We start from the raw sequence: 18010 nt of genomic DNA, 5'->3' as shown, positions 1-18010 counted from the left end.
CCCAGCTGGTGAGGCCAGCGAACCGGCCCGCGGTGAGGGTGCCGCGCAGGTGCTCCTCGCCGGTCAGTCGAGCAGCGTGGACGGCGTGCAGGGTTCAGTACCTGGCGTCCTCGGCGATGAACCGCACGACCTGCTCGACGTCAGGGCTGTTGGCTGCCCGCTCGTACGCGCCCATGAATACAGCGAGTTCGGACTTCAGGGGCACGTAATTCGTCATGGGGGGGGTCATCATGGTGCTCGCCCTACACGACCGTCGCCGGTATGTGTTCGATGCTCCATCGAGCGCCGGGGGCCGTCTGGCGCAGTGGGTTTCAGTCGAGGACCGCGGTGGCCTCGATCTCGACCAGGTGCTCGGGGGTGTCCAGCGCCGCAACGCCGATCAGCGTGGCCGGCGGCACCGGGGTGATCCCCAGTTTCGCGGCCGCCCGGGAGATTCCCTCCAGGAGCGGGGGCATCTTGTCGGGGCTCCAGTCGACGACGTAGAAGGTCAGTTTCACCACGTCGGTGAAGGAACCGCCGGCCTCGGCCAGCGCGATGGCGATGTTGAGATAGCACTGCTCGACCTGCGCGGCGAGGTCCCCGTCGCCGACCGTGACCCCGTCCGCGTCCCAGGCGACCTGTCCAGCGATGAAGACCAGCTGTGAACCGGAGGCGATCGCGACCTGCCGGTAGACATCGATCTTGGGCAGTCCCTCTGGGTTCCTGAGGGTGATGCTCATTCTGTCCGCTCCTTGTTCGGGCGCCTGGCGCCGAGCCCGCCGGTCCGCGTTCGTCGAAGACCAGCCTTGGTGGTCTCTTGTGGTTACTCAGGAACCGTAGGAGAGTATGCGTTGACATGGAAGAACGCACTTTTCAGTGACTGGGGAACCAGATGGTGACCAAGCAGTTCAGCGGCCCGGCCGAGGATGCCGATCTGCGGCGCGCCGACTCACTGGGGCGGGAGATCTTCTCCGACGTGGCCAACAAATGGGCTCTGCTGATCATCGAGGCACTCGGTGAGGGCACCCTGCGCTTCAGTGAACTGCGCTCCCGGGTCGAGGGCATCAGTCACAAGATGCTCACCCAGAACCTGCGCATGCTGGAACGCAACGGCCTCCTCGAACGGACCGTCTACCCCACCGTCCCACCCCGCGTCGATTACACGCTCACCGACGCCGGCCACGCACTCCAGGCCACCGTCGACGGCATGTGCGAGTGGACCTACCGCTACTTCCACCACATCGAATCCGCCCGGCGACGCTTCGAAACCTGACCGCCGGTGCACCCTCACAGCGACTCCCCTGGCCACGCACCACGCGTCCCGGGTGGGTGACGAGCTGGTGTGATCCTCGGCGCTGCCTTCACGTGCGCCAATGACCGTGCGGTGCCCGCCCGAGGTGGACGGTTCCTGTCCGCGGCCCTGTGAGCCAGACATGCTCGGCCAAGGCGATGAGTTCGCTGGTGTCGGCCGGATCTCGCCGGGTCGAAGCCCGCGAGGGGCAGAGGAAGGGGAAGGGGCTCAGACCTTGCGCCAGCGGGCCATGGCGAAGGAGAAGAGTCCGAACAGGACAAGCCCGGCCGCGACGCAGGCCAGCAGGCCAGGGCCGGCGGGCATGCGGGCGAAGGAGCGCAGGGTGTCATCGAGTCCCTTGGCCCGCTCGGGCTCGTAGTCGATCGCGGCACGTACGGCGAAGACTCCCGCGGTGGCGAATATCAGTCCGCGGGCCGCGCCGCCGCCGACACCGGTGACGTCGACCACGCGCCGAACGCGCGGCGACATCTCCCCCAGCCGCAGTTTGTCGTGATAGGTCCGCAGCACGGCCCGGCCGCCGATCCACACACCCGTGACGACGACACCCGCCCCCGCTGCTCCGACGATCCACTGCCCTCCGGGCACGCCGAGCAGCCGGGCGGTGACGTCCCTGGACTGCTGGTCGCTGGAGCCGCCCCCGTCGCCCGAGCCTGCGGCCATGGCGAGCACGGAGTAGGCGATGAAGGAGTAGAACACGCAGCGCGCCAGCGACAGCAGCCGCTTCTTCGCGCCGCGCCCGTCGGGACCGGCCGCGCCGAAGGCCGCCTCGGACAGCCGCCACACCGCCATACCGACCAGTGCGGCCCCCAGAGCCCAGAGCAAGACAGCGCCGAACGGCTTCTGCGCGATCTCGGCCAGAGCGCCCCGCCGGTCGGCCTCCCGGCCTTCCTTACCGAAGGCGATCTGCAGGGCTAGCGCGCCCACCAGCAGGTAGATCACCCCACGTGCGGCGAAGCCCGCCCGTGCGGCCGCTTTCACCACCGGTCCCCGGGCGGCCTTCCGCGCCTCGAACCTTCCCTCTCGCGCCAGCACTTCGGTGTTCATCCCAGCCTCCCGTCGCCTCCGAGAGTGCGAATGCCCCGAAGGGGCGGCTGTACGCGGGACGGCGGGGCGGGGGCGCGGGCACGGGCTGGGGCTGGGGCTCGAAAGGACGGTCGCATGCAGACGCCGGGCCCGCGCCCTCTCCTTTCCCGTGACCCGCGAGACAGAACTGACCGATTGCCTGAACACAGGCACGGGCTGGGGTTAGCCTCGTGTCCCCTTCTGGTGAACTGGCGTACGACGAACGTGACTTCGGGAGTTTTCCTTGTCGGGACAGCAGCCGGTGCCGGCGGACGATGCGGCTGCCGCGCTGCGGCAGACCGGTTCCTCACCGCTGCGAAAGGACGACCCGAGGCACGTGGGTCCCTATGTGCCGATCGCGCTGCTCGGCAGTGGTGGCATGGGACGGGTGTTTCTGGCACGTCCCACGGACGGCGGCCCCGGTCTGGTCGCGGTGAAGGTGATCAGGCCGGAGTATGCGGAGGATCCCCCGTTCCGGCGCCGGTTCGAACGCGAGGCGTCGGTCCACGCCCGTCTTCGTACGCCGCACGCGCCGCGCCTTGCCGGCACCGGCTTCGATGACGAACTGCTGTGGATGGCCACGGAGTACCTTCCGGGCTTCGATCTGGCGCAGGCCGTGCGGGAGGTCGGTGCCCTGGAGCCGGCCGCGGTCTGGCGGCTGGTGGCCGAGCTCGGGCAGGCGCTGGCGGCCCTGTGCGCCGAGGGAATCGTGCACCGGGATCTGAAGCCCTCCAACGTCCTGCTGTCCGTCCGGGGCGCGCACGTGATCGACTTCGGAATCGCGAAGGCCGCGGACGCGAGCGCGATCACCGGTACCGGAAACCGGGTGGGAACTCCCGCCTACATGGCGCCCGAGCATCTGAAGGAGGGCCGCTCGGACACCGCGTCGGACGTGTTCTCGCTGGCCGGCACGCTGGTCTACGCGGTGGCAGGGCGGGCGCCGTTCGGCGAGGGGACCGGCGTCGACGTGATGCACCGGGTGGCCTACGAGGATCCCGATCCCGAGGTGATCGCTCAGGTCTCGGCGGCGGACGCGCGGCTCGGCTCCCTGCTGACCGCCTGCCTGGCCAAGGAGCCCGAACGGCGGCCCACCCCGCAGCAGCTCATCGACGCGGCCGCCGTATGGACCGTTGCGTCCACCTGGCCGCAGCCGCTGGCCGGCAAGGTGGCGGCCCGGCAGCAGGCCTACGAGGCGCTGTGCCGCGTGCCCGTCGCGGACATGGCCCCTTCAGGGACTGCCGATGGCCTGTCGGCACGCCCGTCCGCGGAGGTGCCCGAGCCTGCTCCGCCCGGCTCCGAGAGCATGGCCGAGGCGGAAGACGGGCCGGTGAAAGCCTCTGCCCCGGGTCGGAGGAAGACGTGGCTGGTCGCCGTCGCGGGCATCTCGGCCTGCGCGGCGGTTGCGGTGACCTTATTCCTCACCCGGCAGGGCCCGCCCGCCGACGGCTCTGCGCACGACGGTGCCACCACGGTCGTCGGCACCGCGCCCGGTGGCGGCTCCAGCGCCCAGGTGTCCCCGGGTACGAACGGGCAGCCCCGCCCGAACGTCGACGGCGTCGCCGTCGAAGACCGCGCGAGTACGACCGGCTCCGCCCCACCGCCCGGCCCTTCCGGCCCCGCCGCCGACCAGCACGACGACGCCTCCACTCCCAGCAGCACACCGGACACCACCAACTCCCCCGCACCGTCCGCCGACAGCCCGTCCGCCGGGACCGGAACCGCCCCCTGGCTCACCGAGTGCACCTACTACTCCGGCAACGGGCGCACCCGCCTCGGTGACAGCGGCAAGCGCGTTCAGCAGGTTCAGTGCATGCTCACCGAGCGCGGATACAGCGTGGGAAGCACCGGCGTGAACGGCAAGTTCGGACCCGGCACCGAAACCGCCGTCGAGTCCTTCCAGACCGACCACGGGCTCACCGCCAACGGCATCGTGGCACACGACACCTGGAACGCCCTGCGCAGCACAACCTGACGCACCGGCCGCGCAGTTACGGGGGGATCGTTGTGCGGATCATGACGAAAGGGGTGGCGGTCAGCCGCGCCGTCGCACGCGACAAACCCGGGGACGTCGACGATCATCCCCGGGATACTCGTCGCCCATGGATGAAGTCAAAGTCGTCGTCGCCCATTCCGAGCGCGCGACACTGCGCGTGGGCGATGTGTTCTTGAAGGTGGACGCGGATCAGGCGCGCATCGACGTCGAGGTCGAGGCGATGGCCCTGGCTCCGGTCCCGACTCCGAAGGTCCTGTGGCGCAAGCCGCCCGTACTCGCGATCGCCGCGGTCGCGGGCACCGCGCTCGGCCGCCTCGGCGAGCCGTCCACCGCGCCCCCGGTTGCATGGGCCGCGGCGGGTGCCGCCGTCCGGAAGCTGCACGAAGCGCCCCTGCCGCCCTGGCCCGGCCGACGCCGCCGAGGTCCCGACGAGTTGGCGGCGGAACTCGACGCCGAGTGCGACCTGCTCGTGACCAACGGCGTCCTGCCCGCCGACCTGGTCACCCGCAACCGCCACATCGCCGAGGCCGCGATCCGGCCGTGGACCCGGCTGTTCACCCACGGCGACCTGCAGATCGACCACGTCTTCGTCGACGGCGACGAGGTCACCGGCATCATCGACTGGTCCGAGGCGGGCGGGGGTGATGCCCTGTTCGACCTCGCCACCCTGACGCTCGGACACGAGGAGCACCTCGACGACGTCATCGCCGGCTACGGCATCGACGTCGACCTCGAGGTGATCCGCGCGTGGTGGTCGCTGCGCAGCCTGCTGGGGGTTCGCTGGCTGGTGGAGCACGGCTTCGACCCGTCCGCGCCGGGTTGTGAGGTCGACGTGCTGAGATCCCGGATGTGAGGCTGCGGGCCGGAATGACGGCGCAGCCGGGGTACGAACGCGTGGTGGATGTCGTCGCGGATCTCCCAGCGGTACTTGCCCAGGCGGGCGGCGTGCTCGGTGCCGCGCCGGGCGATGGTCGGGGTGGTACGGCGCAGGTCATCCCCGAGAACAGCATCCCGCACAGCCCCTGGCGACCATCCAGACGCTTCCAAACGCTTACGACCTCGCCGTCGCGGATTACGCGGGACAACCGGCAGCAGCGGCTCGACGCGCGGATCGCGTCGCCCGTGCGCTCTGCTCGACTGCCCCACGTCTGAAGTGCGCGGCCGGTCCGGGACCGGCATCATCGGCTTGCACCAGCAGCGCCCCGCGGCGACAGGAGGTGGGGCCGATGCCGAGCCCTGACGAGATCCGGGACGCCCAGCGCACGACGTGGGCCGCGCTGGCCGCCGGCTGGGAGAAGTGGGACGCGCTGATCATGGATCAGCTGCGTCCGGTCGGCGCGGCGATCATCGACGCCCTCCACATCGCCGAGGACCAGCACCACCTCGACATCGCCTCGGGCACCGGCGAGCCGGGGCTGAGCATCGCGGCACTCGCGCCGAGCGGACGCGTCGTGCTGACCGACCTCGTGCCGCAGATGCTCGACGTGGCCGCGCGCCGCGCCGACGCACAGGGCGTCACCAACATCGAGACCACGGTGTGCAGTGCCGACGATCTGCCGTTCGCCGACGCCACGTTCGACAGCGTCTCGGTGCGGTTCGGCTACATGTTCCTCCCCGACACCACCCGGGCGACTGCCGAGTTCGCCCGCGTGCTCAAGCCCGGCGGACGACTGTGCTCGTCGGTATGGGCCCGGCCCGAGGACAACCCGTGGACGGCCATCGCCCTGCGCGCGATCGCGACCGAGGTGACAGTGCCACCACCCGCCCCGGACACGCCGAACATGTTCCGGTGCGCGGCCCCGGGTTACCTCAGCGAGCGGTACGAGGCCGCGGGGCTGCGCGACATCGCCGAGTGGGACATCCCCGTGGAGCTCGTCACAGCATCCCCCGAGGAGTACTGGTCCATGATCAGCGAGCACGTGTCGCTGGCGGTGGCCGTGCTCCAGCAGGTCGACGCACCTGCCCGGGAGCGGATCCGGGCCCACGCCCTCGCCGGGGTGCGCGCCTTCGAGCAGGAGGGGGAGCTCCGCGTCCCGGGCGTCGCACGCTGCGTCGCCGGAACCAAACCGAGCTAGCCGAAGCCACCGGCCAAGACTCACGGTGGTGCCCAGCGGCCACCTGCAGCGGGAGTCCTTGTCACGTGGATCGCGGAGCGCGGCGTAGATATCTGCCTTCTGGCGGCCCCGGCGACGATGTCGTCGAGCCATTCCTCCTCCTCGACGCCCGCCCAGAAGCGTTCGCAGCCCGCCTCATCGGGACTTCTGTCAAGCCGGTCAAGACACATGACGAATGGCTGCCGCCGCACATGGATGGAACCTCCCGTATCCGGTCGCGCCGACGGCCGGGCAGTGCTCTCCTGGAAGGAGCCGCAGGAGTACACGCCGATGCGTCACAGCCGGAGTTCCGCTCTCGTAGCCGGCCGGTCGGTCGCCCCGACCGGAACGGGTGGGGGTCTGCTGCCCACGCGGGATCTCGCGGCCGCCTGGTTCCTCGTGGTCCTGATCGCTGTCCCCGCCTGGGTGCTGACGATCGGCCAGGCACGGGACATGGGGGTCGAGCCCGGCACGATGGGGATGGCGCTGCCGCTGTTCCTGGTGCTATGGGTGACGATGATGGCGGCCATGATGCTGCCGTCCATGGCACCGGTGGCGATCACCTGGGTACGGGGTATCGGCCGGCAGTCCTCCGGCTGGGCCCGGACCGCCCGTACCGTCGAGTTCGTCGCCGGATATCTGCTGGTGTGGACGGCGTTCGGGCTGCTCGCCTACGCGGCCCTGGCCCTCACCGGCCGCCTCGTGGACGATCACCCCACGGCCGGTCGCTGGATCGGCTCGGTCGCCTTCCTGCTCGCGGGCCTCTACCAGCTGGGCCCCCTGAAGTCCGTGTGCCTGCGGCACTGCCGCGACCCGCTGGGCCACCTGGTGCGCTACTCCGGCTTCCGAGGGCCGGCCCGCGACCTGCGGGTGGGTCTCCACCACGGCGCCTACTGCGTCGGCTGCTGCGCCGGGCTGATGGTCGTCCTCGTGCCGCTCGGTGTGATGAATGTGGCGGCCATGGCCGGGCTGGCCGTGGTGATCTTCGTGGAGAAGCTGTGGTCCCGGGGACCACTGCTCGCCCGTGCCGTGGGCGTCGTGTTCCTGGTCCTGGCGGTGCTCGCGCCCTTCCAGGACTGGCTGCTGCCGGGACTGCAGGACTCGATGCCCTCGATGGACGGCATGTGATCTCTTACGCGTGACCGGGTTCCCCACCAGGGACGAGAGGTGCAAGCTGGAAGGGAGACCGTCTCCCGATCCCGGGACCGGGCTCGGCACACGCGGTCTCGCCACTCCGAGTGAGCTCCTGGGGCTCGGCAGGAGGGAAGCGAGATGACAGAACAGGCCACCACCGCGACACGCTGGCATCTGGCCGGCGACTGGTTCGATGTGTGCAAGTGCGCCATCCCCTGCCCGTGCACGTTCGCGCAGCCCCCGACCTACGGCGACTGCGAAGGCGTGCTGGTCTGGCACATCCGGGAGGGCAGCTACGGTGACGTCCGGCTCGACGGCCTCAACGTCCTGATGCTCGGCTCCTTCACCGGCAACCCGTGGACCGGCGAGCACACCGACCCGTACGCCGCGGTCTTCCTGGACGAACGTGCCGACGAGCAGCAGCGGGGTGCGCTCGGTGCCGTCTTCGGCGGTGAGGCGGGTGGCTGGCCGGCGCAGTTCGGGGAGATGTTCCACCCCGAGATGCGCGGCATGGACGTCGCACCCATCCACGTCGAGATCGACGAGGACCTCGCCACCTGGCGGGCCGAGATCCCGGGCCGGGTCACAGCAGCCGCCGAGGCGCTCACCGGCCCGACCACCCCAGACAGCGCGCGTGTCCAGGTCCACAACGCCCCGGGCGCCGAGGTCGGGCCGGGCCAGGTCGCCACGTGGGGCCGGGCCACCACCGACCGCGCGGACGCGTTCGGCTTCTCCTGGGACCGCTCCGGCAAGTCCAGCAAGCACTTCCCCTTCGACTGGAGCGGCCCCGACTGACGCACCGGACCTCCCGACAACAAGGCATTCTTGATCACCCCTCCCGCTGCCGCCGGCTCCGGGCTGAGGGCCTTGTCCTCCCGCCGGGTCGGCGGAGAGCATGATCGCGTGCAGCGCGAGGAGAAACTCCACGAACTACTCGAACGTGCCGGACTCACGGTCGTGGAGGACGTGCGCCCGGGCAACCTGTTCCCGCCGGAAGCCGGCTGGCGGATCGCGCAGGGGATCGCGGCGCCGGACGGAGCGGCCCGCGAAGTGCTCGATGCCACGTGGTGGCGCCGTCTTGTCGATGCCGACGGCGAGTTCCTGGTGGCTGTCCTCCGGCACCGAATCGGCGGCAACGACGCCTGGTGGACCCGCGTCCGGCACACCGGGAGCGGTGTACCGGAGTTGACCGGCGACCCCGGGTTCGTGGCGCTCTCCCTCGACGGGCAGGTGCTCGTGGCGGAGGTGCCCGGCGCGGGCGGGCCTCGGGTGACGGCCCTCGACCGACTGCCCGAACGGCTGGAGGAGTACGCCGCTGCCGCCGGGCACGAGACGGAAGCCGAGCGCGCCGACGTGTGGGCGGCGGTGCCCGGCCGACCTGCGTGGCCTCTGCACTGGGCGGAAGGCATCGGGGCCAATCCGGCCGCGACGGACGAACTGCTGATCCAACTGCTGGATGTGACGGTCGCCTTCCTGCACGGATGCGACCGGCCCGCCGTGCTCGACGCCGCCGTGGCGCACCCGGATCGGCGGGTCCGGGCGACGGTCGTCGACACGTTCCGGCCCAGGCTCACCTCCGACCAGTGGGTACGTCTGATCCGTGCCGAGCCGTCGCCGGAGCGGCGTGTGCTGTTCGCGGAGCACGCCTGCGTCTGGGGCGCCGAACTCCCCGAGGACCTGTACGACGACCTCCTCACCGGCCCCTCCCGCGCGCGAGCCGCCGAACTCCCGAAGCTGCCCGCACGGCACCTCCCCGGCCTCGCAGCCGACGCCGATCCCCGGGTGCGGGCGGCGGCCTGCGTCCGGTGGGACGACCTCCCCGCACCGCTGCGGAACCGGCTGCTGGCCGACGCCGACCATGCCGTGCGGACGGCTGCGCTGCTCGCCCACCACACCGCCGTACCCATGCCTCGCGAGGTCTTCGCCTCCCTGCCCGACCCCAGGCGGGCGCTCGAACGATGCCGCCTCGCGGCTGAGCTGGAAGCCGATCTGGTCCGGGACGGGGACGCGGAGGTACGCGGGGCACTGGCCGCCAACCCGGGCCTGAGCCCGCACGGCGTCGCCGTGCTCGCACAGGATCCGCGGGACGACATCCGATCCGCCGCGGCGCTGCGTTCCGACCTCACCGAGGAGCAACGTGCCGCGATCCGCCACCACTTCGACCCGACCTCGATGTCGCGCACGCTGCCCTGGGTCGAGGCCCTGCACGGTGACGCCGACGCGATGCGCCGCCTTTCCGCGTCGTCCCACCCGCTGGTGCGCCGTAGCGTTGCCCGGGCCCGGCGCCTCCCGCCGGATGTCGTGGCGCGCCTGGCGCGGGACGAGGACCGGGTGGTCCATCTCTTCCTCGCCGAGTCGTGCGAGGACGCGCCGGCCGACCTGCTGCTGGAGGTCTGGAGCTGGTGGGACGGCAATTTCAGCCACCCCGGCCGGCCCCGCAGTCACCCCAACTTCCCCCGTGCGGGCCTGCTGCGGCACATCGCCGACCCCAGCGGGCGTATGCGCCGGCTGGCCCTCGACGACCCGGAGTCGACACCGGCCGACGTCGCCCGCCTGGTCCGGGATCCCGAAGCCGAGGTGCGCCGCCGCGCGGCCAGGGACCCCCGGCTGTCACCAGCCGACGCGGTACGGCTGCTGAACGACCCCGAGGCCTACGTCCGCGGCGCCGCGTTGCGCAGTCCGCGGCTGCCTGCCCGCGTCCTGGCCGGGCTGCTGCACGACCGCGACACGGCATGCGAAGCGGTCACCAACCCGGCGATCCCGGCCTCCGTCCTGCACCGCATCCTCACAGCGGCTGCGGTGGCCGTGGCAGCCCGGCGCTGAACACCGTCCCCGGCGGGGCGCTCGGACGGAGGCGGTATGCGAGACCAACTAGGTGTATTGACCTGCAGCCTTGTTTACGTCGGCTGATGGGTCGCTGGCATCTGTGCGTTCGGCGTTGCTAGTGGCGCATGCGGTACCCATTGCGCCGGCTACATGGGCGACGGGGCGGCCAGCCCGGACCCGGTCGACCAGGAGTCGTCTGCCGTGAACGGTGAGTCGGGCATGAAGCGCGTCGGGTGTGTCGTACGACTGTGATGCCCGGCGGGTAGCGGAGAGCCTCAGCGCGGGGCGGGAGGCGTCGGATCGGCAATATCAAGGGTGACCTCGGACAACGGGCAACTGACGCATGTCAGTACCTGCCCCTCCGCCTTCTGCTTGCGGGTGAGGCAGGTGTGTTCGGGTTGCGTGACCTCGCCGCTGCTCACACGCACCATGCATTCCCCGCAGGTGCCGACCGTGCAGGAGTACGGCATGGGCAGCCCTGCGGCGAGACCGGCATCGAGCAGGGACTGGCCGGGTTCGACCACGGTCACTCCGACGAGGCTCCCGTCTTTCTCGACTCGCATCTCCTGGGGTGCCTGCGTGGTTACGGCGGGGGCGACACCACTGAAGCGTTCTTGGTGCATGTGCTCGTCCGGCACGCCGAGTTGTCGCAGTACGTCCTGCACGGTGTCCATGAGTGCTTCGGGGCCGCAGACGAAGTGGTGTGCGCTGTCCGTCAGCGGTAGGCCGGTCACCCACCGGCGGACACCTTCGGCGTCGAGTCGGCCATCGCGGCTGGTGAGGACGTGGGTGACCGCCAGCCGGTCTGGATGGTCCTTTTCCAGGCGGGTCAACTCGTCGCCGAAGATGATCTCTTCGGGGCCTCGGCTGCTGTACAGCAGATCGATCCTGCCGGTCGACGCAGGATCGGAAAGGCGGGCGCGGATCATGCTCATCATGGGCGTGATGCCGCTGCCGGCCGCGATGAGCACGAGCTGCTCAGTGGTCTGCGGCGGGGCGTGGAAGGTGCCGGAGGGGCCGCGTACCGCGAGTCGGTCCCCGGGACGCAGGTCACGATGGGCGTGTGTGGAAAACCGGCCGCCCTTCACGTGCTTGACGGTGAGCTCCAGCCGGGTGGCGCCCGGCGCCGAGGAGGCCGAATAGGCGCGTCGTACGGGGCGGCCCGCGATGTCCGTGACCAGGGTGAAGAACTGCCCGGGACGGAAGTGGAACGGCTTGGCCTCGGCGGCTGAGTCTTCGAGCACCAGGGTGCGGGCGGAGGGCGTCTCCTGCCGTATCTCGCAGATGCGCACAGGTCGCAGTGGGCTCTCCGTCACCTGACCGTGAAGCGTTCCGCCACGGCGTGCGGCAGCAGGGGCGCGGACATCGTCGTAACCCTCTTTGCGCAGCCCGGACACGTAGGCGCGGTCCATCGCTTTCCGCATCAGCCAACTCATGCCAGGAATGGCGGTGATGAGCTTGATCAGCCGCGCTGAGGCACGCTCGGACTCGGCTGCGCCTGCGGCCAGATGGGCGCTGGCCAGGGCCATCATGTCGGGGGCCGAGTCCCGGCCGGATCGTGTGTCGGGGTTCCACAGGCGGGCGCGGGCAACAGCGTCATTGCCGCGGATCTCCGCGTACTCCACGTCGATGAGGAGGGCGAGATGCGGTGGCACGCCGCGCAAGGCCAAGGTCTTCAGCAGCGCTGCGTCGTCGGTGATCACGGCGCGCCCGTGGATGTGCAGGACACCGCTGCGGCCGGGGACGAGGGCGGCGAGTGCGAGCCGGTCGTCGTGGAGCAGGTTGTGCAGGGTGTCCGCGCGTCTGTTGCCCTTACGGTCGGCCAGCACCAGAGTGCGGCCGTTCAGGATGCGGGCCACCGTCTGCCGCTCCCCGCGCGGGCTGGTGTCGCTGCCGCCTTCCGTGTCCCAGGTGGACAGGGCCAGGAAGGGGGAGGCGGCCAGGAAGTCGCCGATACCCGGGCCGGCCAACGGGCCCCGGTCAGGGACAGGCTCCGCGGTGTGAGGCGGGGCGGGCGACTCCCACAGGCCGGCGCGGATGACGGCCTGCGCGCAGTGCACGTACGCCTCGGAGATGTCCACGGCCGTCTCCCCGCCCTTGAGGGCGGATGCGGCTCCGTTGACGCGCAGCACCTCGCCCACCCCGGGCAGCAGAAAGAACAGCGAGACCGGGCCGGATGCGACACTCGCCCCCGGAACGGAGAAGGAGAACCGCTGCGAGGAGTGGACGCGCGCGAATCCGGGCGTGCCACCGACGAACGTGGTGCGCACGGTGCCGACGGTGTCCTGGTAGCCGAAGGCCGCGACCGGACTGTGGGCCAGGACGCTGCGGCACCCTGCGTCCAGGACGCTGATCTGCTTCTTCATGACCATCGCGGCCGGGCGGCCGACGACCGCCTCGACCTCGTCCACGCAGGACAGCCGGTGCATCGCGTCCGGCTCGAAGGTGTGCTGCTGCATGAGGGTTCTTTCAGCCGGGGGCCGACCGGCCCAGTCGCCAGTAGCCGTAGAAGGAGACGTCCCGCTTGGGTACGCCGCGGTCGTTGACCAGGTGCCGCCGGACACCAGTGGCCAGCCGGGTCTCACCCGCCACCCACGCATAGAGGGGGGCTTCGGGCAGCTCGGCATCACCGACTGCCTCCAGCGCACGGACACCGGGACGCAGGCTCTCGCTGTCGCGGCTGAGCCAGTGCATGCGCACCCCGGGCGGCGTGGACACGGACCGGATGTCGTACGCGCTCGCCACCTCCACGAAGACATCGGTGGGCGGCGGGTTCGGGTCACTGTCCAGGATCGACAAGATGGCCGGCAGCGCACTCTCATCGCCCACCAGCAGACGCCCCCGGGCGTGCTCGGGCGGCCGGTACATGGAGCCGAGATCGAAGATCCCGGCAGGGTCACCCGGCCGGACCCGGCGGACCCACGAGGTCATGGGCGAGTCGCCGTGGAGGGCGAACTCGATGTCGAGCTCCCGCTCCACCGGGCGCAGGCTCCGGATGGTCAGGTTGCGCACCCACGGACGGGCCGCTTTCGGCATCAGCAGGACCTGCGCCATCCACGCCTCGTTCGAGACGGTCGGCATCCGCAGCTCGGGCTGCCCCTCCCGCGGGAAGAAGAGACGGACAGCCTGGTCAGGGCCTCCTGGAACGAGGTGCCGGATGTCGGGGCCGCCCAGGGTGACGGTGGCGAAGCCGGGCGAGACCGGCTGACAGCGCCGCACCTCCAACGTGATCATCCTGCGCTCCCAGGGGAGGCTCACCCGGGGGATCACCGCCACACTCCCAGGCTTTGGTTCCTCTTGTTTCCGCAGCTCATGACAGTATTCTGAGCAAAAGCTCAGCTATTGGCTACTCGCTTTCCACCGGCCAGAAGGAACCACGGATGACATCCGCCGACCGCCGACTCGCCCCACGTCGCAAGCCCCGACAGGTACGCGCCGAACTCACCCGCGAGCGCATCCTCACCGCAGCTGCTCACGTTTTCGCCGAGTACGGGTACGCGGCCGGCACCACCAACCGGATCGCCGAACAGGCCCGCATGTCCATCGGCTCGCTCTACCAGTACTTCCCGAACAAGGACGCCATCCTCGCCGAGCTGCTGATCCGGCACATCGACCGCGGCGCATGGACAGGAGCCGATGAGCTGGACATGACTCCCGGCAGCCTGAAGGAAGCCGTCCGGTCCCTGGTCCGCGACGCGATCGACCACCATCGCGACGACCCCCAGCTCCTGCGGATCATGATCGAGGAAGCGCCGGTCTCCAGTGACCTGATCGAAGCGATCGACCGGCACGGCAAAGCCCGGGTGAGGCAGGTACGCGACGTGTTCGCCAGCCATCCGGATGTCCGGGTGCAGGACCTCGACATGGCCGCGGAACTCGTCGTGGGGACCGTGGAGATGAACACCCACAAACTCATGGCAACCCCCCACCCCAACCAGGTCGAGAGGCTGGAGACGGAGCTGGTCGCCGTGATCACCCGGTACCTGCACGGCGACCAGTAACCACAAGCACACCTCGGTCAATGCCGGTACGAGCATGCCCCACCACCAAGTACTGCACTCAGTCGTCGGCGTCCCGGGCCGATCGCAGCAGCAGCGCCCGGCGGGCGGAGCCGACGTGGTGGCGCATCGCGGCGGCGGCCGCCTCGGGGTTGCGGGTGAGTACGGCCAGGAAGATGGCCTGGTGCTCCTCCAGCGATCCGGTCCGCGGATGTGGCACGGTGAGGTCGCGGTACTGCCTCATGACGAGGGGATAGAGCAAGGTGTCGTAGGCACGGGCCAGGGTCTGCTGGTGAGCGGCGCGCTTGATCTGCTGGTGGAAGGTCCGGTTGCCCTGGGAGTAGCCCGCTTCGTCACCGTTCGCCTGGCAGTCGGCCATGAGCTGCAATGTGCGGCGCAGCTCCTCGATCTCCTCCTCGGTCGCGCGTTCGGCGGCTTTGCCGGCCAGGGCGGCTTCGAGTGTCTCCCGCGCCTCCAGGATGTCCAGGGCTTCCTCGACCGTGAAGTCACGGGTACGGACACCCCGGTTGACCTCGCTGGTCACGTAACCCTCCTGCGCGAGCTGCACCAGCACCGCCCGCATGGTGCTGCGCGACACGCCGAACCGCTGCGTCAGGTCCGCTTCGGTGAGACGAGTGCCCGGCGCGAAGGTTCCCGATCGCAGGAGCGCGCGCAGACCTTCGTAGGCCTGGCTCTGTCGCGTCGACGGGCTCTTCTCGGCTTCGGCCGTGCCGTCGTGATGCTTCGGGTTCACATGATCACCTGTGGGTCGGGGAGGTCCGGCGCGTATCGAGCAGTATGGCTGGCGACCGAGCCTGCCCGACCCTCCGAACAGCCCCGACGGCCGTCCCGCGGGAGCCCTCGCCCTCACGAAGGACCGGTGCCGGGTCCTTGCTCGCGTGTGCGGAAGGCGATGCAGTCGGGGTAGGGCACGGCGACGGAGGTGCCCGTGTCGGTGAGACGTCCGGTGGCCCGGTCGACCGAGAAGAGGTTCACGCTCCCGCTCGCCTCGTTCGCGACGAACAGCCACCGTCCGCCGGGGTGGAGGGCGAAGCTCCACGGCGTGACACCGGCACAGGGGATGCGCTGACGTTCCGTGAGCAGGCCGGTCGCCGGGTGCGTGGAGAAGACGACCAGCGCGTTCTCGCCGCGGTTGGATGTGTACACATGACGGCCGTCGCGGCTTATGGCCAGCTCGGCGGCGCTCGTGGTTCCGGTGTGGTCAGCCGCGTTGGTCGACAGGACCTGACGAGTCGTCATCACGCCATGTGTCGCATCCCACCCCAACACCTCTATGTCAGCGGTCAGTTCATTCAGCAGGTACAGCGTCCGGCCGTCCGGATGAAAGGCCAGCCGTCGCGGGCCCGAGCCGGGTGCGGTCGCGTGGAAGCCCGGCCCGTCGGGCGTGCCGGCCGACATCCGTTGGGTGGCCTGGTCGTAGTCGTAGACGAACACCCGGTCCGCGCCGAAGTCCGCGACCAGCGCGTACCGGCGGCTCGGGTCGATGATCACGTGATGGGGGTGCGGTCCCGTCTGGCGTGGACTGGGGCCGGATCCGACATCCTGGACGGTCGACGCGACGGCGCGCAGGCCGCCGCCCTGGCCCACCGGCACGGTCACCGCGGTTCCGGCCGCGAAGTCGGCGACCAGCAGGGCGTCCGCCTTCCCGGTCAGTCCGATGTACGACAGCCCGCCGCTGCCGGTCGGGACGGCCTCGACCGTGATCTCGTCGAGTTGTCGCAGCGCTCCCGAGGCGTCGTCCATGTGGAAGGCGCGTATGTATCCGCCCTGCTCGCCGCCGGCGACGTACAGAATCGGGCGGGTGGGATGCGTGACGAGCCAGTTCGAGCTGACCTGGGCCACGGACCCCAGTGAGGTCATGGTTCCGCGGTCGGGGTCGAACCGCACCGCGTACACCAGGCCCTGCCCCCAGGTGCCGATGTAGAGCAGATCGCCCGGCCGGTTCGGAGCGGCGTCGGCGGGCGTGCCGGAGAGCAGGGGCGTGGCCGCCGCCACCGACATCGTCATGGCCGTCAGCACGGTTCTCCGCGAGGGTGGCGCAGGAGACGGCCGGCCGTCGCGGGCGGCACGCGGGTCAGACTCAGGTCCGGGAGAGTCGTTCATCGAGCGGACGCCTTTCTCATGACAGGGCGCGGTGACCGACGACGCGGAGGATGAGCGTCACGGGTTGTCGGACAATGCCTCCGGGAACGTAACTCCCCGAGATGGTCCGGGCAAGAAGCGTGCACGCATAGGCAGTTCTCCGATAGGCCTGAGTGCCCGACCTCCGCATGGATTGCCCAACAATCGCCCCCACCCGCGCCACGCGCGGGACGAACCGGACCGCCGGGGAGGTGGCCGCACCACCGGCGGACCCGATCGCCGGGAACCTGTACGGCCGGCAGGCGGGGACACGCGGCTTCGGGCCATGCGTGATCGTGAACGGGACGCGTGTCGGCACTCATGTTGTCCAACAATGTCGGGCCAGGGTCGCCTGTCACCTATGAGACGGGCACGTTTTTCCGCAGGATCCTTGTCCGCGTAAGTCGACGGTGCTACGTTCGCATCACCGCTTGTCGGACAATCTCGGGGACACGCGGTGTCGCCGAGACTGCCTCGCCGGAAGAATCAAGCCGACCCCGGCACTCCTCCGAGGCCTCGATCACTCCACTCCACTGTCAGCAGTTCACGTCACACACCACCGCCACTACCGGCACGAGCGCACGGCGCCCGCTTCGTCCCGTGGCGGTGCGGGAGCCGAGGAGACAGCCATGTCGACCAGTCAGCGCACCCTTCACCCGGAGGCACTCCGTCTCGACGACGTCACCCTGCAGTTCCCCGGCACTCATCGACCGGCGATCCGGGATGTGTCGTTCACGGTCGACCGCGGCAAGGTCGTCGCCGTGATCGGGCCCAGCGGGTGCGGGAAGAGCACCATCCTCAACCTGGCCGCCGGACTGCTCACGCCCACTCAGGGCGAGGTCCACTACTCCGGCGAGCGCGTCACCAGCGTCAACTCCGATGCCGCGTACGTGACTCAGCACTCGCATCTGCTGCCCTGGCTGAGCGTGAAGGCCAACATCGGCCTGGCGCTCAAGTTCCGCAAGGTGCCCAAGGCGGAGCGCGAGGAGCGCATCGCGCACTGGGTCGATCTCGTCGGGCTGAGCGGCTTCGAGAACCACTTCCCCCGGGAGTTGTCGGGCGGTATGCAGAAGCGCTGCGCCATCGCGCGTGCGCTGATCTACAACCCGTCCATCGTGCTGATGGACGAGCCGTTCGGGCCACTGGACGCCATCACGCGGCTCGAGCTCCAGCAGGAACTGCTCAACATCTGGCGTGAGCAGAACGGGACTCTCATCTTCGTCACGCACGATCTCAACGAGGCCATCTACCTGGCCGACGAGGTCGTCGTGATGTCGAAGGGCCCCGGAACGGTCCGCCGCGTCATCCCGGTTCCCTTCGAGCGCCCGCGCCAGATCGGCGCGCTCGTCGAGACCCCTGAGTTCTCTGAGCTCTACAACGACCTCTGGGGACTCTTCGCCGCCGAGCGCAAGTCCGCCGCGTAGCGCGGACCGAGCCGGCCGCCGCAGTCGGCGACCGTCCGCCCCACGCT

The 18010-nt window shown here is 70.2% G+C and carries 16 protein-coding genes; 9 read left to right on the top strand and 7 right to left on the bottom strand.

What is annotated here, in order from left to right; translation table 11 throughout:
• Positions 1-94: 94 nt before the first annotated feature.
• Positions 95-217: a hypothetical protein gene (locus tag MQP27_RS51170; protein ID WP_278197008.1), complete on the bottom strand. Its 123-nt coding sequence runs from the start codon at positions 215-217 to the stop codon at positions 95-97.
• Between the two features lie 94 nt (positions 218-311).
• Positions 312-719: a RidA family protein gene (locus MQP27_RS37765; RefSeq protein ID WP_242773824.1), complete on the bottom strand. Its 408-nt coding sequence runs from the start codon at positions 717-719 to the stop codon at positions 312-314.
• 152 nt (positions 720-871) lie between these two features.
• Here MQP27_RS37765 and MQP27_RS37760 point away from each other — a divergent pair, with 152 nt between their 5' ends.
• Positions 872-1252, top strand: a complete 381-nt coding sequence (locus MQP27_RS37760; RefSeq protein ID WP_242773823.1) for a winged helix-turn-helix transcriptional regulator — start codon at positions 872-874, stop codon at positions 1250-1252.
• Positions 1253-1498: 246 nt separating this feature from the next.
• Here the strand turns inward: MQP27_RS37760 and MQP27_RS37755 are convergent, their stop codons facing one another.
• The gene (locus tag MQP27_RS37755; RefSeq protein ID WP_242773822.1) at positions 1499-2335 is read right to left on the bottom strand and encodes a DUF1206 domain-containing protein; all 837 of its coding nucleotides are present in this window, start codon (positions 2333-2335) and stop codon (positions 1499-1501) included.
• A 262-nt stretch (positions 2336-2597) separates the two neighbouring features.
• On the opposite strand from MQP27_RS37755, the gene MQP27_RS37750 reads away from it, so the two are divergent.
• The 6 genes from MQP27_RS37750 (at position 2598) to MQP27_RS37725 (ending at position 10396) form a co-directional block, all read left to right on the top strand.
• Positions 2598-4325 carry a serine/threonine-protein kinase gene (locus MQP27_RS37750; protein WP_242773821.1) on the top strand — a complete coding sequence of 576 codons (1728 nt, stop codon included), beginning with the start codon at positions 2598-2600 and terminating at the stop codon, positions 4323-4325.
• Positions 4326-4452: 127 nt separating this feature from the next.
• On the top strand, positions 4453-5199 hold the full coding sequence (locus MQP27_RS37745; protein WP_242773820.1) for a phosphotransferase: 747 nt from the start codon (positions 4453-4455) through the stop codon (positions 5197-5199).
• A 373-nt stretch (positions 5200-5572) separates the two neighbouring features.
• On the top strand, positions 5573-6421 hold the full coding sequence (locus MQP27_RS37740) for a class I SAM-dependent methyltransferase (protein WP_242773819.1): 849 nt from the start codon (positions 5573-5575) through the stop codon (positions 6419-6421).
• 309 nt (positions 6422-6730) lie between these two features.
• On the top strand, positions 6731-7567 hold the full coding sequence (locus MQP27_RS37735; RefSeq protein ID WP_242773818.1) for a DUF2182 domain-containing protein: 837 nt from the start codon (positions 6731-6733) through the stop codon (positions 7565-7567).
• 144 nt (positions 7568-7711) lie between these two features.
• Positions 7712-8368: a DUF1326 domain-containing protein gene (locus MQP27_RS37730; protein ID WP_242773817.1), complete on the top strand. Its 657-nt coding sequence runs from the start codon at positions 7712-7714 to the stop codon at positions 8366-8368.
• A 108-nt stretch (positions 8369-8476) separates the two neighbouring features.
• Positions 8477-10396 carry a hypothetical protein gene (locus tag MQP27_RS37725; protein WP_242773816.1) on the top strand — a complete coding sequence of 640 codons (1920 nt, stop codon included), beginning with the start codon at positions 8477-8479 and terminating at the stop codon, positions 10394-10396.
• 278 nt (positions 10397-10674) lie between these two features.
• Here the strand turns inward: MQP27_RS37725 and MQP27_RS37715 are convergent, their stop codons facing one another.
• Together MQP27_RS37715 and MQP27_RS37710 are read right to left on the bottom strand one after the other, a co-directional pair.
• On the bottom strand, positions 10675-12858 hold the full coding sequence (locus MQP27_RS37715) for a 2Fe-2S iron-sulfur cluster-binding protein (RefSeq protein ID WP_242773814.1): 2184 nt from the start codon (positions 12856-12858) through the stop codon (positions 10675-10677).
• Between the two features lie 10 nt (positions 12859-12868).
• On the bottom strand, positions 12869-13633 hold the full coding sequence (locus MQP27_RS37710; protein WP_242773812.1) for a siderophore-interacting protein: 765 nt from the start codon (positions 13631-13633) through the stop codon (positions 12869-12871).
• 146 nt (positions 13634-13779) lie between these two features.
• Here MQP27_RS37710 and MQP27_RS37705 point away from each other — a divergent pair, with 146 nt between their 5' ends.
• Positions 13780-14400 carry a TetR/AcrR family transcriptional regulator gene (locus MQP27_RS37705; protein WP_242773810.1) on the top strand — a complete coding sequence of 207 codons (621 nt, stop codon included), beginning with the start codon at positions 13780-13782 and terminating at the stop codon, positions 14398-14400.
• 58 nt (positions 14401-14458) lie between these two features.
• On the opposite strand, the gene MQP27_RS37700 is transcribed toward MQP27_RS37705, so the two are convergent.
• Positions 14459-15151, bottom strand: a complete 693-nt coding sequence (locus tag MQP27_RS37700) for a GntR family transcriptional regulator (protein ID WP_242773809.1) — start codon at positions 15149-15151, stop codon at positions 14459-14461.
• A 113-nt stretch (positions 15152-15264) separates the two neighbouring features.
• Positions 15265-16437 (bottom strand): lactonase family protein, encoded by a 1173-nt coding sequence (locus MQP27_RS37695; protein ID WP_242773808.1) that lies wholly within the window; start codon positions 16435-16437, stop codon positions 15265-15267.
• A 731-nt stretch (positions 16438-17168) separates the two neighbouring features.
• On the opposite strand from MQP27_RS37695, the gene MQP27_RS37690 reads away from it, so the two are divergent.
• Positions 17169-17963, top strand: coding sequence for an ABC transporter ATP-binding protein (locus MQP27_RS37690; protein ID WP_242773807.1), 795 nt, complete (start codon positions 17169-17171; stop codon positions 17961-17963).
• Positions 17964-18010: the final 47 nt, after the last annotated feature.

It is taken from the genome of Streptomyces cylindrosporus (assembly GCF_022698165.1).
GTDB lineage: Bacteria > Actinomycetota > Actinomycetes > Streptomycetales > Streptomycetaceae > Streptomyces > Streptomyces cylindrosporus.
The sequence above is the reverse complement of the archived record's forward strand: the minus strand, read 5'-3'. Positions and strand labels throughout refer to the sequence as shown.